Annotated in this window: 17 protein-coding genes; all 17 read right to left on the bottom strand. The window is 45.7% G+C overall.

The window, feature by feature from the left end; genetic code table 11:
- A complete protein-coding gene (locus JRC49_14920) occupies positions 1-1,740 on the bottom strand; it encodes an EAL domain-containing protein (GenBank protein QTE71053.1) in 1,740 nt (579 codons plus the stop codon).
- Positions 1,741-2,228: 488 nt separating this feature from the next.
- The gene (locus JRC49_14915) at positions 2,229-2,939 is read right to left on the bottom strand and encodes a hypothetical protein (GenBank protein QTE71052.1); all 711 of its coding nucleotides are present in this window, start codon (positions 2,937-2,939) and stop codon (positions 2,229-2,231) included.
- A gap of 783 nt (positions 2,940-3,722) precedes the next feature.
- Entirely contained in the window at positions 3,723-4,661 is a 939-nt protein-coding gene (locus JRC49_14910) for a hypothetical protein (protein ID QTE71051.1), read from the bottom strand.
- A 285-nt stretch (positions 4,662-4,946) separates the two neighbouring features.
- Positions 4,947-6,482 (bottom strand): ABC transporter ATP-binding protein, encoded by a 1,536-nt coding sequence (locus JRC49_14905; GenBank protein ID QTE71050.1) that lies wholly within the window; start codon positions 6,480-6,482, stop codon positions 4,947-4,949.
- Between the two features lie 262 nt (positions 6,483-6,744).
- Positions 6,745-7,284, bottom strand: coding sequence for a hypothetical protein (locus JRC49_14900; protein ID QTE71049.1), 540 nt, complete (start codon positions 7,282-7,284; stop codon positions 6,745-6,747).
- Positions 7,285-7,417: 133 nt separating this feature from the next.
- Positions 7,418-7,915, bottom strand: a complete 498-nt coding sequence (locus JRC49_14895) for a hypothetical protein (protein QTE71048.1) — start codon at positions 7,913-7,915, stop codon at positions 7,418-7,420.
- Positions 7,916-8,002: 87 nt separating this feature from the next.
- Positions 8,003-8,740 carry a hypothetical protein gene (locus tag JRC49_14890; protein QTE71047.1) on the bottom strand — a complete coding sequence of 246 codons (738 nt, stop codon included), beginning with the start codon at positions 8,738-8,740 and terminating at the stop codon, positions 8,003-8,005.
- Positions 8,741-8,809: 69 nt separating this feature from the next.
- Complete coding sequence (locus JRC49_14885) at positions 8,810-9,076, bottom strand: PqqD family peptide modification chaperone (protein ID QTE71046.1); 267 nt, start codon at positions 9,074-9,076, stop codon at positions 8,810-8,812.
- Positions 9,077-9,151: 75 nt separating this feature from the next.
- Entirely contained in the window at positions 9,152-9,373 is a 222-nt protein-coding gene (locus JRC49_14880) for a hypothetical protein (protein QTE71045.1), read from the bottom strand.
- 28 nt (positions 9,374-9,401) lie between these two features.
- Entirely contained in the window at positions 9,402-9,623 is a 222-nt protein-coding gene (locus tag JRC49_14875) for a hypothetical protein (protein ID QTE71044.1), read from the bottom strand.
- Positions 9,624-9,865: 242 nt separating this feature from the next.
- Positions 9,866-10,051, bottom strand: coding sequence for a hypothetical protein (locus JRC49_14870; protein ID QTE71043.1), 186 nt, complete (start codon positions 10,049-10,051; stop codon positions 9,866-9,868).
- Positions 10,052-10,288: 237 nt separating this feature from the next.
- Positions 10,289-11,677, bottom strand: a complete 1,389-nt coding sequence (locus tag JRC49_14865; protein QTE71042.1) for a 4Fe-4S cluster-binding domain-containing protein — start codon at positions 11,675-11,677, stop codon at positions 10,289-10,291.
- Between the two features lie 319 nt (positions 11,678-11,996).
- Positions 11,997-13,064 carry a GDP-mannose 4,6-dehydratase gene (locus JRC49_14860; protein ID QTE72898.1) on the bottom strand — a complete coding sequence of 356 codons (1,068 nt, stop codon included), beginning with the start codon at positions 13,062-13,064 and terminating at the stop codon, positions 11,997-11,999.
- Between the two features lie 41 nt (positions 13,065-13,105).
- The gene (locus JRC49_14855) at positions 13,106-13,909 is read right to left on the bottom strand and encodes a trypsin-like peptidase domain-containing protein (GenBank protein QTE71041.1); all 804 of its coding nucleotides are present in this window, start codon (positions 13,907-13,909) and stop codon (positions 13,106-13,108) included.
- The gene (locus JRC49_14850) at positions 13,909-14,385 is read right to left on the bottom strand and encodes a hypothetical protein (protein QTE71040.1); all 477 of its coding nucleotides are present in this window, start codon (positions 14,383-14,385) and stop codon (positions 13,909-13,911) included. The genes JRC49_14855 and JRC49_14850 overlap by 1 nt, the downstream gene beginning before the upstream one ends.
- Positions 14,386-14,554: 169 nt before the next feature.
- A complete protein-coding gene (locus JRC49_14845) occupies positions 14,555-15,289 on the bottom strand; it encodes a nucleotidyltransferase family protein (protein ID QTE71039.1) in 735 nt (244 codons plus the stop codon).
- Positions 15,286-16,461, bottom strand: a complete 1,176-nt coding sequence (locus tag JRC49_14840; GenBank protein ID QTE71038.1) for a GHMP kinase — start codon at positions 16,459-16,461, stop codon at positions 15,286-15,288. The genes JRC49_14845 and JRC49_14840 overlap by 4 nt, the downstream gene beginning before the upstream one ends.
- Positions 16,462-16,473: the final 12 nt, after the last annotated feature.

Below are 16,473 nucleotides of genomic sequence, written 5' to 3'. Positions count from 1 at the left end.
TCACCCTTCCTTCGGCCGGAAGCAGTCCCCGCCTGCCGGCCTGTTTTCCAGCATAAAGGTTTCAAAATCAGCCCCCGGCAGCGGCCTGGAGAAATAATAGCCCTGGATGATATCGCAGCCCATTTCCTTCAGGGCCGCCACCTGTTCTGCTGTCTCCACGCCTTCCGCGATGACCGGCACCCGGAAGGTTTCCGCCAGGCGGATCATCATCTCCAGCAGCCTTGTATCCTTCTTCTCCTTAAAGGCATTCCGGATAAACTGCATATCCAGTTTCAGAGCGTCAATGGGCAGTGTGGACAGCATATTCAGCGAGGAGTATCCGGATCCGAAGTCATCCATCTCAATCCGGAAACCGATCTCCCGCAGCTGCCTGACCTTCTCCACAATCTGTTCTGAATTTCCCGTATACGCGGACTCGGTCACTTCCAGCAGCAGCTCCCCGTCATGCAAACCGTTCTGCTCACAGAGTTCCCGAAGCAGATCCACCAGTCCCGGTTCATACATATCAACCCGGGACACGTTCACCGATACCGGCAGCGTGATCCCCAGCCGTTCCTTCCAGTCCCGGATCCTGCCTGCCGCTTCTGTCCAGACATAGCAGTCCAGCTGGAAAATGAGGCCGTTATTCTCAAACAGCGGAATAAAGATCCCCGGGGAGATCATTCCCAGCCTGGGATGCTTCCACCGCACCAGTGCTTCCGCGCTGCACATCACCGGCTTCTCCGGCCGTACGTCAAACTTCGGCTGGAAGTATACGTCAAACTGCTTTTCCCGCAGCGCCGCCGGGAAATCCTCGATCAGCTGCTGCTCCAGCATCTCCCGCTCATGCAGGGAATCGTCATATACCGCGATGTTCTTCGTAAAGTTTCCCTTCACGGTATCCGCCGCGCTCTTGGCCCGGTCAAACCGCCGCTCCACGTCCAGTTCCTTGTCCACCCCGGCATAGACGCCCATCCGGATCCAGACGCGACTCTCTTCCTCACCGTTTCCGCTCCCGGGCATCCGCACAGATACCTTTTCAAGCAGAGGAGCATAATCCTCCCGGCTCGGGCAGTACAGCAGGAAGTTATCCGCTTCACTCCGGCAGGCGATGCCGCCTGCCTCCTCCACAAATTCCAGGGCTTTCTGCCCGATCTCCCGCAGCAGTTCATCCCCGTATTTCTTTCCATACCGTTCGTTGATCGTATGGAAGTGATTCACATTCAGCAATATCGCGTCTGTCGGATAATCCTTATGACGCGCGTCCAGCTGCACCGCGTACCGGCAGAAGAAGTCTTTGTTATACAGACCCGTCAGCCGGTCCCGCTCCGTCCAGTGCAGGATATCCCGGTCTTCACTCAATTCAATGGTCCGGCGAACACGGGCCAGCACTACTTCCTGCCGGGGATAGGGCTTGGGAATAAAATCAATGGCACCCAAAGTCAGGCATTCCACTTCCGCGTCACTGTCCGCGGTCATCACGATGACCGGAATCCGGGCATACCGGCTGTCGTTCTTCATCTCCCACAGCACTTCCAGCCCATGGATATCCGGAAGATTCAGGTCCAGCAGCACCAGGTTCAGGATCTCATACTGCTCATGCAGAATATCCAGAGCCTCTTTCCCTGTCAGTGCCGGCACAACCTCATAGGTATCCCGCAGCATCATCTGCAGGATCTCCTGGTTGATCACCTCATCGTCCACCAGCAGGATTCTTCTCTTTTCTTCAGAAGGACGAAAACTCGTCTGGTTCTCCGCCATACTTCTGGCCTCCCGACGTTATCAAATGATATGCAAATCACCCTTCTCCTTCGAAAGGTGAAAGGGCCACTCTTTTCTCGTTTCTCATTCGGTTTCTGTACTTATTATTTTACCCGTTTTCCCCTTTATTTTCAATCCATCTGACCAATCAACTTTTCCCATTTATTGTGTAACTCATTGTCCAATAACAAAGCGTTTTGAATACACCCTTACGCCCCAACTGTCAGCCTGAGCGAAGCCGTCAGGCGAAGTCGAAGGATCTCTCCGCCGCAGCGAAAATTGTGCATTGTGCATTATGCATTGTGCATTTGGCGAAGCCACCGTCTCCCCGCCGCATCGATAATTATGCATTATGAATTATGCATTGTGCATTTGGCGAAGCCACTGTCCCCCTGTCACTGCTCTTGCCGCACAACCCCTACTCACACTCTCTTCTTCATCTAATGAAAGACAAGCCGAACATAGTTCGGCTTGTTTCCTTATCTCCATTATGCATTATGCATTGTGCATTGTGCATTTTTCTTGATTTCTTCCCACAGCATTTCCGGCTTTTCCTTCTCCAGGTTGCCGATATACACATAGAACGGCACCGTCTGTACAAACTTTTCCAGCAGGGAAATCAGCATGCTCATTTCCCTGTTTCCCCTGGGAATAATCACCTGCTGCATCAGTCTCAGTGCGGCTTCGTCTTGCGTCATCCTTTCCAGGGAAACCTCTTCTCCGCGCTCAATAAAGCACATGGCTTTCATCGGGACGCTTTCTTTGACGCCCAGTTTTTCCAGGCCCCTCCAGGGGGTTCCGCAGGCATATACGCCGTCTTCTTTAAGCCGGATGACAGGCTTGGCTCCGTTGATGACCTTTACCCTGTCGCCCATTGCTTTCTTCCACAGCAGCGCCCGGGTGGTCTTTCCAACGCCGTTTGCGGTTGCAAAGCCCACACCCTGCCCATCCACGCTGATCACTGCTGTCCTCGTCAGGAAAGCGTTATAATTTACCAGTGCGGTAGCAATCTTGCTGTTGATTACCATCTGCTCGGTGCGTTCGGAAATCTCTTCGTCTTCCATCATCATTTCCTCATCTGAAACCGATACAATCGTCATGGGCAACTGATCCGACAGATAATCCAGGAAAAACTCTTTGGTGGATTCAAACCGGCTGATAATCCCAATCGGCACTCCGGCGATTTCGATCACGAACATCTGCTTCTGCAGAACATTCTGCCGGTATGCCGTCATCAGGAAACTGAGATCTTTTTCAACAACTGCCTGAGTAATGATAATCCCTCCGCATCTGTCCTTATAGGACGGTCCCGATCATAAAATCGGGTATGCTTAATTATATTTTCACCTCTCCCCTCAATCAATCCATCTGTGTAACTTTTTTCTCCATAAACCGCGTAACTATGTAACACTTCATCCGAATGCACCGCAAAACAGCTGCTTTCAAACGTTTGCAGCCTCTTTTCGTTCATTTTCAACCGTTTCAGCCTGTTCTATTCAGTACTGACAAGTTTGTGACGAAGTACCTTTTGGCCATTTGAGCAACAATCCGGTTACGTAATCGATATGTCACCGTTCTTCCAAAACATTGTTGTCCGGTTTACAGGGCACCTAATGCACAACCACACAACTTCACAGCATTTTCTATATACGCGTATACATATAATCACTCATGTATTTTACATACCCTGATTTTTACTAAATAATTTAATAGATAAAACTTGTGTTTGTGTCTTCACTTGTGAACTCCTCTATACAATCCGATCCCTTTTCCCTTGAACAATCGGAACAACCTGAACACTTTTCCCTATATACGCGTTTGCGTACACACCCTGTGTTTTATACATCATCGTATTTTTCGCGCTTCAAATAATAGGAAAAGCTTGTTCAGTTCGTTCAACTTTTCCTGATCTATTACCAAGTCAGAAAAGCCGTCTGATTTTTTCATTGTTAATACTTCATTGTTTACCGCCGAGTCATCCCTCAGAGATGACTCGGTTTGTACCACAGTCTTCCGAACTTATAACTGTTCATCACACAGATATAGTTCTTCAGCAGCACCGCCATATCCGCGTAAGTCATCCGGCTCCCATTTTCCTCATTCTCTTCCTCTGCCATCTGCAGATACTCACTGAACTCGAACGGATGCATGATCTGCCGGATATCCTGCAGCAGCTCGTTAATCCTCCTGATCTGGTTCCTACTCATGGCCAGATCCGGTCTTTTCCCCATCTGTTCTTCAACCAGGCAATCGTATTTCATCAGCAGGTTATAGAGAAACTCCACCCGATCCTTCATATGCTCTTTCCGATCCATCTCTTCCTGGATCTCCCGGTCATTCTCCTCCGCCCCGGTTCCCATCTTTCTTTCCCCTGCTTCAGTCTCTTCCGGCTCATCACAGCCAGACGTTTCTATCGTCAATCCTTCCTGCTCCTGCATCATTGCAGCCTCCTCTTTTATTCCGTTATGCTTCTTAGGGTCTGTTTTCTTCCCATTATCCGTTTTCTTTTCAATCTCCGCACTCTTCTCCCTTTTCTCAATCAGCGGAGTAAACACCAATTGTCCTTCACTGTTAAAGTACTCATGATATTTCTCATTGATGATCATCATTCCCCGATAAATATGACTGATATCCGTCCCGATGCACACCCGCCGGTTTCGTGTCTGGTGCTTTTCCCGGTCATACCGGCGTTCCGTAATCAGTTCAATATAGGTTGTGCTGCCGCCGTATTCGTTTCTTCTCGTTTTACGGCTTATCAGCCCAGGCACCTGCGGAATCTTTGCCAGGATCATCTCTCCGCACCGGATCTCGTTCCCCTGCAGCTTGTCCGCCGAAAACCCTTCCCATCTTTTCACCGGATCCGCCTGTTCCGGAATGCAGTTATACCAGTTATTCCGGTCCCGCTTATCGATAATGGGCATCCCCCTTTCCTCCTTTCTTCGAGTCACACGAGTCACACAAAAACGGACCCCGAATTCAGAGCCCGTTCCCAAGGAAGCCCAACAAAAAAGCCTGTGAACTGTTTCAGCTCACAAGCTTTTCTTCTTTTGCTATTTTACTATATCACATTTTCACCTTACATAAAAGGCGCAGAATAGCGCAGAAAAGCGAAGTCTTTTCAGAAAACTTTTTTGAGTTAATTAAAAGAAAAACTCTGGCAACCGACAATGGTTACCAGAGTTCCTTACTTCAGTCTTATTCATCTTTCACTGTACTTGCGTCAATTTCCCATCCTCCAGATGGAACACCCGGTCACAGATCCCCAGCGCTGCCCGACGATGCGTCACAATAATCACCGTCTTATTCCGCATGGCGTCGATATTCCGCAGCACCTGTGCCTCTGTTTCCTCATCCAGCGCGCTTGTTGCCTCATCCAGCAGCAGGATTGGTGCGTTGCTCAGCAAAGCCCTGGCAATCGCCACACGCTGGGCCTGGCCTTCCGACAACCCGATTCCGCGTTCACCCAGCCGCGCTTCCATCCCGATCTTCTCCACCAGGTCATCCAAACAGGCCGCATGAACCGCCGCATGGATTGCTTCCTCATCCGCGGAATCCGTAAACATGGTCAGGTTTTCCATCAGGGTACCGCTCATCAGCATATTCCCCTGGGGCACATACGCAAACAGGCTTCTGGTACCCTTACAGGCCGGAACTTTCTTATCACCTGATACAAACAGCACATTACCGGCAGTCGGTTTATAGATCCCCAGCAGCAGCTGGAAGAGGCTTGTCTTACCACCACCGGATATACCCGTCAGCGCAACAAAGTCGCCCTTCTTGATCACACCGTCCACATCCACCAGCACATCTTCCTTATTCTCCGCATACTGGAAATGGACGCCTTCCAGCCGGATCTCATCAAATTTCTCCAGTTTCTCTCCTACCACTTCATCCGGCAAACCAATGACTTCCTGCAGCCGTTCCGCGGAAGCCACCACACCGTACATCTGGCTGATCAGACTTACAGCACTGGATATAGGGCCCTGGATCCGCCCAACCAGTTGAATCAATGCCGCCAGACCACCATAGGTGAATGTGCCCTGGTAGATCTTCACACAGCCCCACAGGTTACATACCAGCCAGCTGAGATCAAACAAACTGCCAAGTCCATTGTTCATGGCAATGGACAGTTTCCCGTTCCGGATCTGCTCCTTCGCCAGGTGCTCCCGATGTTCATCCATCGTATCCAGCGCCCGTTCTTCCGAAACAGACGCCTTAATCAAGCGCACATTCTCCAGCGTCTCCTGCGTAGAGGCATGCAGTTTTGCCTGCGCGTCCTGCATCCGTTTATGCCGGCGTTTCATCGGGTTCTTGAAAAGCGCAGTAACAACCACACCCAGTATTCCCACAATGATAATGACAGGTACAAACCGCCAGTCCATGGTAATGAGAATACCAGCCGCACCAAAGAAAGAAACAACCACTCTCAAAACAGATGGTAACAGATTCAGCACACCATCTTTAACAACACCCACATCTGAGAACACACGACTTACCAATTCCCCACTGTGGAAGGGTTTCAGGGCCGGATACTCCTTGCTCATGAGACTTGCAGTCACCTGGCGCTGCATCTCCAATTGCAAGCGTGCAGATGTCCTCGTCCGAATCCAGGATCCAAACACTGAAATTAACCGTTCAGTCACAATAATGACTACCAACAAAACACCATATTTCCACAGCAAACTGCTGTCATGGCTCGTTGCTCCATCGATCAGGCTCTTGGTTACCAACGTCATCCACAATGACAATACAGTTCCGAAAATCCCAAGTAAAGATATAAACAGAATAGCCCCATGGAACGGCTTTGTCCATCGGTTAATCGCTTTGTAAGCAGGGCTGCTAAATACAGCCTTAACTCTCTGCAGATTGTTTTCCATATTACTCCTATATTAGAAATATAGTTACAACTCAAGATTTTTTGTATTATATCATATATACACTTTCTATGCCAATACAAGGCTGTTTTTTCATCCGCCCTGTTCCTTATTGCCACGCTCTTTATTCTTACTGTTTCAGCTCTTCGATCCGTTTCAGACCCTCTCCCTGATATATTGCCTCCATCAATCCGGGCACAATCTCTTCTTTCAGGAAAAGGTATTTATCTCCGATCACTATTGCCGGCACATACCGCCGTTCACCCGACACATCATGCGCATCATAGTAATTGGTAATGATCTTCAGCATATCATCTTCCACTTTATTCAGGCACAGAAGCTTTACCTTGCTCACTGTACCGTCAGCAAGCGTGATCTCTTTCGGCAATCCTGCCATCAAGGGTTCCAGATCCCTGCAAAAAGGACAGTAATCCTTATAGAAATAATAAATCACGCTGTCCGTTTCCTCTATCGGATCCCCGAACGCTGCATCACTCTTCGGATGATAAGGTTCCGGCGTTGGCGATGGTGTCGGTTGCAATTGTGGCAACACAGGATATACCACCGTTTCCTTGATACCCGGCCATACTTTCGGCATCACCCGCCATCCAAGCACAAATACTACTGCCAGCACAAGCAAGCAACAGATTACTTTCAATCCTTTGTTCATAAACAATGCCTCCGTGAAAACTACCTGGCAGATTCTCTGCCAGGCGCTTTCAGTAAGGAATGAGAAATTACTTTATAGGGATTTCCAGGAACATAGTTCACGTGCTGGGACCATCCAGGAACTATCTGATGCGTTATTTCTCCTCTATACGAAGAATCCTTTTAATTCTCCGCTTACCCCATCCAATTATGCACTGTACAAAAAACTTCGTACGCAGAATCATCATCCTGACCGGATAAATATCACACCAGAGATGTACATAAAGCTTGTACCACATATTATCTTGTGTAATGTATTTTCCGTTTCTGAGCACACGGGTCATAACACCGATAATATTGGCATCTCTTATATCCCTTTCAACAAATGTACAGTGATCTCCCGCAATCAGGTATCCTTCCGGCAGCACCCGAAGGATTCTGTGCAGAATATACCGGTCTCCGCGCTTATAAAGAACCACATCGTACTTCTTGCAGCGGTCAGGTCCTTTTTTATGTATTTCAATAATATCCTTCTTCTGTCGTAGAAGGGGCATCATACTGAAACCCACATTTGTATACACGAAATACCCCTGTTCATTCAGTACATCTTCAAAAGATATGCGCTGTGTATCCGCTTCTGTGATCTTATCCATTCTGTTATATTCTTTCTAATGTAATTCGTTCGTAGCAGACTGTAACTGGTAATTCATATATTCTGGCTTTTATTGTTTTCTGTTGCTTTATTCTTTTTTCCCATTTACAAGAGCATTGTACGAGACAGCAAAACAGTCATCCTTGAAGTTATTGAAATGGAACCGCCAAAAAGACACGTTTTTACTTAATCGTTGTATCAGGTTTAGTGTTTGCCGCATTTTATCTCGGTCTTCGGGTTGGTATACCTGCTGAAGCATTTCAGGTAATATCTGAGCTAAGCCAACCCGCTCAATATGGTTTTCGTCTGCTCTTTCCATCAGAACAATTGCTTTCAGCGGCACAATTGTATTGGTTTGCATCTTTTCCTTGCCTGCCCAAGGTGTACCACAGGCCATCGGAAATTCGTCAGTTTCAGGGACAATAATATATGGCTTATCTCCATTTACCACATAAGCGCTGTCGTTATTAGTCAGCCAGCTTTGAATATGTGTGGTTTTACCAGTTCCGCTTTTAGCGGTAAACATATAGGCCTTATTATCAACAGCAATAACAGCGCCGTGCATCAGCATGGTATCGTAAGCGAGCAGAGCTTCTGAAATCATTCTGTGCAGCAACATCCATTCTGTGTTTCTGATGTCAGTCACTTTTACGCTCGTTGATATAATCCGTTCTGCCTCTTCGTTGATCAGGTCATCAGTAATTCGGATCTCGATATCCGGAATAACATTTCCTTCTGCCAGGTATGGCTTACATAGCTCATATACACGTGAGTATACGCTATGTATCAGGATATACCGGTTAGCGACACGAATGATAAAATCCATCTTCAACATTTCCCCTGTATATGAAATAAAGCGGAAAGGATCGAAAACTCAATTCTTCCCGCCTGGCAGTCATTCTTCCAGTAATCCTTCCTGGGAAAGCTGTCTGATATACTCGCTGACAAGAGGAGCAATATCTTCCTTTTTGCCTTCATACTCCTTCAATAGTTGAGCAACAATGTCTTCTTCAGTGGTTTCCTCCTGCAGCAGTTCCAGGATACGCATGGCCTCCTCATTCAAATTAAGCACAGCATGCAATTCTGCCGCGCCTTCTCCGACGGGAACCGCTACGATTTCGCCATCCAATTCCATTTTCTCAAATGAATATTTACTTTTCATTGTTTTCTCTCCTATACTGAAATAATCGGGCAGATAAAACTATCCACCCGATTGTTGAAATACTTACCAATTGTCTTACAGCTTCACAATGTAGCCCAACGCTACCATTTTTCTCATCATTTCTGATTCTTTGAGGTCCTTGTAGTTGTCCGCAATAAACTTGATGCATGCATCGTAATTAAGCACTTTGCACTGATTATTGCAGTTAAGCCCACAAGTGGTATGATCCGGACTGAAAACGATGGAACCACCAACTACCTGTTCAACGCTCATATCATCGATCTTTTCCCGTGCCATTGTTTTGCTCTCCTCATTTCTTCTTTTTTTACAGTCTTGTAATGTAGCCCAATGAACACATCTGCCTCATCATTTCTGCTTCCTTCATGGTTGTGTAATTTTCAGAAATGAACTGGATACATGCATCATAATCATTTACTTTGCACTGATTGTTGCAGTTAAGTCCGCAGGTAGTATGATCCATACTGAAAACAATAGAACCGCCTACTACCTTTTCCGCGATCGGATCTTCAATAATCTTCCGATCCATAGTTTTCCTCCTTTCTGTCGTCTTTCAGGCCTTGTTTGAAAAGACAACCTTTCATTTACGAGCGCCTAGCCAAATTCTGTTACCCGTTCGGCTAATTGTTTTCGTGCCCTTTCACCTGTTTATACGTACTTTCTGGAAGGATGGTAGTTGTTTTCGGAAAATTATATGAGATTTTCGTAAACTCAAATAACTCGCTCCCAAAAACTTTCAACAAACAGATCTGATTCTGTTATTATTCTCAATTACCAATGAGTAGGACAATTAGGATCTTCCGGGGGGTTCTCGGGGATATACGCTTCGTTACATTCAACCGCCACACAGTAGCAGCTTACACATCCCAACGCCTCAACCGTGCACTGAGAGTCGGTAAAAACATTTTCTGAAGCGAGTTTCATGACGTTCATCTGGGGAATTTCAAATTTTTTCATTTTTCTATTCTCCTTTTGATTTAATATTCCCGGCACAGGTAATGTCCGCAATTATATCCTGAACATGGCGTCTGTACTCCGCAGTGTTCATGATCCTGACACTGAGGGCATGTGAACCCATCACAATAATTGGCACCGCAATCAGTACTGCTGCAAATAATGTCATCATTTACCAGGTGAACCAAAGCCATGTGGGGAGTGTCGAATCTTTTCATTTTACATTTCTCCTTTTCTCTATTATGATTCGCATTCGGGTTGACTGGTTTCTTCAGAATAGTTCTCTGAAATATTGAGTAAATATTTCTGATACTGGTTTTTCATCATGGGAATATACTGATCAAATTTCCATTTCAGCTTAATCTTACTGCATTTTCCGGTTTCCGGACAAATCTCCAGATTAACACAACTTGGAAACAAGGGACAGTCATTGCATCCTGGTATATCTACCGTTGCTTTATATTGCGCTTCGTTAGTTTTATCACTAATGTCCCGGTAGATATCGCCGATGCCATCGCGCGAGGATTTGTTTTCGCACTTCCCTATTGTTCCGTCCGGATAAATCACTCGGGTTGAGTCATTGTCCGACATGCAGTGAACTGTACTCAGTTTGGGCATTTTCACATTACTGCTCAGCATCTTCTTTTCACGAAGTTTGGCTTCCAATACGCTGATTTGTGCATCGACCCATTCCCGCATATCATTGTCATAGGAAAGAGGATCAAATCCAACATCTTCGTATACTGCGTGAGCGTAACCGGAAAAACCTTTCTTTCCACTGAATCGGGCATCCAGTTCATCGATCAGTTTGCTTAAATCCTCTGCATTCTTTGGGGTTACGTTTAATCGGATATTCACCGCAATCCCATGATCCAGCAATTTTTCGATGTTCTGCAATACATGCTGATAAGGATTATCCTTGGGCTGAACGTAAGCTTTGGTTTCATTGTACACCTTTTCAGTACCATCCAGGGTGATTTGCACCAACTGCACACGCCAATCATCCTTCGCTGCCTGAATAAGCTTTTCATCAAACAAATACGCGTTGCTTACAATCGAAGATTTGAACTGGATTTCCCTCTTGCGCAGGCCTTCACATATTTGTGCAATACGTTTCGCACCTACGAGCGGTTCTCCGCCAAACCAGGTAATATCGATTGGTTCTCCCTTGCATATATCTGCAATGTAAGCCACCGTATCCGCAGCTACTTGTTCCGTCATTGTGCAACGCGGATGGTCACTTTCAAAACAGTAGAAGCAACGTGCGTTACATTCAGTGGTGGGCAGGATGGTGAAACCATGCACGCGTTTTGACGGTTTAAGCTTCTTAAGCAGCGCTCGAAGTTGATGCACGGACTTGCTTTCATCGAAGCCCTCCGGCACTAGATAATGCCGAGCAATCAGCTCATCCATGTCCTGCCTGTACTTGACTGCGGAACCTTTAAAGAAATCCATCTCCACCTCGTCAGCTAACACCATTTCTGACGTAACCACGTTGTAGAGAAGCAGCCCTTCATTAACTGGAGTTTGAAGCAGAAATTTCATCGGACGATAGGTGCCTTCTGCCAAAGGTATTGGAGAGTGCCAAAGTAATGCGATGTTTTTTCTTGCCTCTTTAATCGTTTTCACTTTCCGGCGTCATCTCCTCTTCATTCTCGTCCATTACATAATGCATATTATATGTCTATTATGTAACATACTAATAATATAGCAGGTAACTATTGTTGTCAAGCCTTATTTATCAACGGTTACAAGGTTTTTTTGTTGTTTTCAGCAACATTGTAACAACCGATGTTTCGCCAACAGTTACATCTCCGCTGCAATTTCTGTCCCTCAAAAATAAGGTTACACCTTATTCCATCAGTTTATACGTACAAATTTTGGCAGCGGCACTTTCAAAACAGTTACATTCATGCCCCATTCTGTGCTCATTTCCTTACCTTGGGCTTTACAGCATATAGTATTCTTTATACCACTCTGCAAACTTTCTTAACCCTTCCCGGATCCCGATCTTCGGCGTAAACCCATAATCCTTCTCTAACCCCGTTGAATCCGCATATGTCACCGGCACATCGCCCGGCTGCATTGCCACCAGCTTCTTATGTGCGTCAAAGTCATAATCTTCAGGCAGCACTCCCGCCCGTACCAGTTCCTCCTGCAGCGTCTGGATATAGTCCAGCAGGTTTTCCGGCTGTCCTCCGCCGATGTTATACAGCGCATAAGGCGGTACCGGCAGTCCATCCTCCCCGACCTTTTTCTCCGGAGCGCCCTGCATCACCCGCAGGATTCCTTCAACGATATCATCCACATACGTGAAGTCCCGTTTACAATTCCCGTAATTGAAGATCTGGATATCCTGTCCCTTGATCAGCCTGTTGGTTGCCGAGAAATAGAACATATCCGGCCGTCCGGCAGGACCATACACCGTAAAGAACCGAAGTCCCGTGCTGGGGATGTTATACAGTTTTGAATAGCTGTGTGCCAGCAGCTCATTACTCTTCTTGGTTGCCGCATACAGACTCACCGGATGATCCACCGGATCATCCGTGCTGAAAGGCACTTTCTTATTGCCCCCATACACAGAGGAAGAAGAAGCATAAACCAGGTGCTGTACTCCTGAATTCCCATTATCATAGCTATGACGGCATGCTTCCAGGATATTATAGAATCCTATGATATTGCTCTCGATATACACATCCGGATGATCAATACTGTACCGTACCCCTGCCTGGGCCGCCAGGTTTACTACAACATCAAAATCATATTTGCGGAACAGATCATCCACCAATCCCTTATCCGCAATACTGCCTCGAACAAACTTATATTCGCAGTTTCCATCCATCTGCGCCGTCTTGTTCTGCAGACAGCGGTATTCCTTCAAGGCCGGATCATAGTAATCATTCATGTTATCCAGGCCAACCACAGTACACCCACGGTATTCCCGCAGAATCCGCTGCGTTAAAGCTGCACCGATAAAACCGGCTGCGCCGGTAATCAGGATGGTTTGGTTGTTCAGATCAATCTTCGTTTTCACTTCTTTAATTCCTTATAAAGTTATTAATTTACAGTCTGTCTATCAATAGATTTACCAGTCATTCTTATTATGTATTTATTTAATTCATCAAAAAATAAACTACTATTAATTACTACACCAAGATCCAAGTAATCTTTACTGTCATGTTCGTTACGCTGTAACGTTCTTGTTAATACACCAACAAACAGTATTCTGTTCCCTACAGCTATACCATTTTTTGTCGGATATGCTCCTCTATTATAGATAAAAACAGGACTTCCACTTGATCCAGGAAAAACTCCCGCATCAATCAAAAATGTTTTTTCACCTTTAAAATCATTCCAGATGGGAGTTGCTGTGATACCTTGTCTTATAATTGGTATTTTATTTGTTGTGTCATATATTGCGCTAGGATATCCTATAAATGTAATCTCTTCTATAGATGACAATTCATCAATTATATCTTTATTGGGAATTATGTCATATGAAATGCTTTTAAAGTATATACTTTTACCTTTATTATTTAAATCTTCAATAGCACCAGCCAGAGGTAATGCAACTAAATCTGTATCTCCGAGTTTACTCGGAAGAAGAATAGATTTGTCAAATCTTATCTGAGCTGTTTCTTTTGATGGATTTCCATTATGTGCAATATGCATTTCAACATATCCATGTTCTGCACCCTCTACTACATGATAGTTTGTTATCAACAATGGAATTGAAACATTCTCTGATACGCTTACAGAAAAGAAAAAACTTGTTCCAGCTGAAATAGCGCCATTAGGAAGAAAGGCATATAGAGGTGCAGTCGTATACATTAATTGTGTACCAATATCATCAAGATTCATTAATCTGTACCTCCTCTATTCTCAACATACCCATCATCAGGTAAATACTCAAGAATATGCGTTGCCAATGTGCTTGCTAATGTATATTCTTTTCTGCGCGTGAAAAAAAACGCAACAATACATCCAATTGTTATCCCTGGAGATATAGAATAAAAAAGCACACTCTTAAGTCCCGAATCCATTGGTATACCAGATACAATAGCGCTTAAACATGCTCCTGCAAATAAGCCTGCGGCACTCAAGCATACTTCCGCAACTGGAAAACATGTTTTTTGAACACTATGGCAAATTGTCTTTATCTTATTTATATCTCTCAAATCAATAGCAACACTCTCGAGCTTTTTGTTAACTATAACCATGTTCTTCTGGTAAACTTCCATCATTTCGCTTTTTATTTGTCCTGTCGTTGTGACGTTAGCCATACCAGATTCTATATCCTGTTCAAGTATAGATTGTGGATCGCTCGTCAATTTCACTGCTTCTCTATTCCTCCTAATTTTATTTCATAGTCCATTTTTTGTTTATAGGATGGTTGTTAATTCTTTTACACTATATTATCAAGACCTTTTATTATGAAAAATATACTATACAACTCAAAAGTCTTCAAGCAAGAAACCAATGTCTGTTTTATCTATGCTTACTATTTTATTCAATCCCCTTATACGTTTCCTGTACCCTCTTATAACTATCCAAATTCCCGATATCATACCGTTTCCCTGGCATCTCATATGCATGCACCACCGTCTGCGTTGCCAGCCAGGCAATAAAGCTTCCCGGTGCATCCACACCACAACCACTTTCAATGCCCTTCTTTACCAGCGGTACATCCTCTGCCTTATAGATATAAAACGGCGGTGTACACCAGTTGCTCTTCGGTTCTGCCGGCTTTTCTTCCATAGAGAGAATCCGGTCCTCTTCATCCACAACCGCTACGCCTGCTTTCCGCAGCTTATTCACATCCGGTTCATAATAACGCATAATGCAGGTTGTATTCTTCTTTTTCTGATACGCCAGATAATCTACCAGGGAGAAATCCAGCAGGTTATCTCCTGCGATCACCAGCAGATCATCTGCCAGGCTAAGCTTCTCAATAGCGAACTGAATATCCCGTACTGCTCCCAGCCGGGTTTCATTGCTTTCGGTTCCATCATCCAGCACTGTAATCGGCAGCCTGTGTCCATTCGCCCATTTTTCAAAATGCTCGGCAAACTTGTGGTTGCTGATGACAATATACTGATCCACACATCCTGCGCTGTCGATATCTTCCAGCAGCCAGTCCAGGATTGTTTTCCCCTGCACTTCCAGCAAAGGCTTCGGAAAGTTCTCGGTTAACGGATATAACCTTGTTGCATATCCTGCCGCCAGGATCACACACTTCATAAACTGACTCCAATCCCATCCGCACTCTTACACAGATGAAAACTGTATTTCCCCTTCATTTCCGGAAAAGAAATCAGATACTTCCGTTCCACTTCTTCCCGGATATTATCGACCTTATCCGGATTCACCAGTGCCATACAGCAGCCCTTGAATCCCGCTCCGGAGAAACGGCCGCCGTAGATGCCGTCCGTTTCCCGCATAATCTCATATAACCGTATCTGCTCCGGAGCTCCGGATTCCCAGTTATGAATCGAAGACCAGCCGCTCTCAAAGCTCAGCCGGCCATATTCTTCCAAATCTCCCCTCCGCCAGGCTTCTCCTCCGGCTTCCACTCTCTGGAATTCAGTATACCAGTGTTCGCAGCGTTTTGCCCACTGTACAGGCAGTTTATCTTTATATGCCTGATATACAGAGAAAGAAACATCCCTTGCATTTGCCTGGTTGAACTTACCGTAGTCATATCCGGAGAATGCCTGTAAGGCATATACTCCAGCCCTCAGTTCATCCACCCGCATATTATACTTCGAACCAGCCAGAGAATGCTCCAGGCCAGAAAAGAAGATTGCAATGCTATACGGCTTCATTGTCGGCGCTTCCGGGATCAGTTCATAACGGTTATCCTTACAATCCAGATACAGCAAATGATTTGCCTTGGATAATACTTCGCAGCTCTGATCCAAAGTACCGACATTAACCCCTACATAATTCTTTTCCGCGTCAAAGGCAATATCAATTAGTTCCTGAGGAGAAAGTCGGATCATATTCACTTTTGCCAGGGCATTCAGAAAAGCCAGAATCACAGCCGCCGAAGAAGACAACCCGCCAATGGGAAGACTGCCTTCAATCACACCGCAAAGCCCGACAGAAAGCATATGCTCCTTCGCCAACGCCCAGGTAGCCCCCCGCAGATAATCCGCCCAGTCTCCTGTCTTCTCTCCGATTTCCCGGATATGCCACTGAGCCCGTTTAGGAAACTGAAGCGAGGTCATTTCAATGACCCCGTTCTGTTTCGGCCGAAAGGCAATATGAATTCCTTTATCAATAGCCAGACCGGTAATCTTCCCCAGATTATGATCACTGTGCGCACCGATCGGACAGATGCGGTATGGAGAAAAAGAGAGTCCTTCTGCGTCCCGGCCATAGATCTCATGGAATTTTAGTTCGCAGTGCATATGATTTGTCTC

The sequence above is a fragment of the Clostridiales bacterium FE2011 genome (assembly GCA_017569305.1).
In the GTDB taxonomy this organism is placed as follows: Bacteria; Bacillota; Clostridia; order Christensenellales; family Aristaeellaceae; genus Aristaeella.
This window is presented reverse-complemented; position numbering and strand designations above follow the sequence as displayed.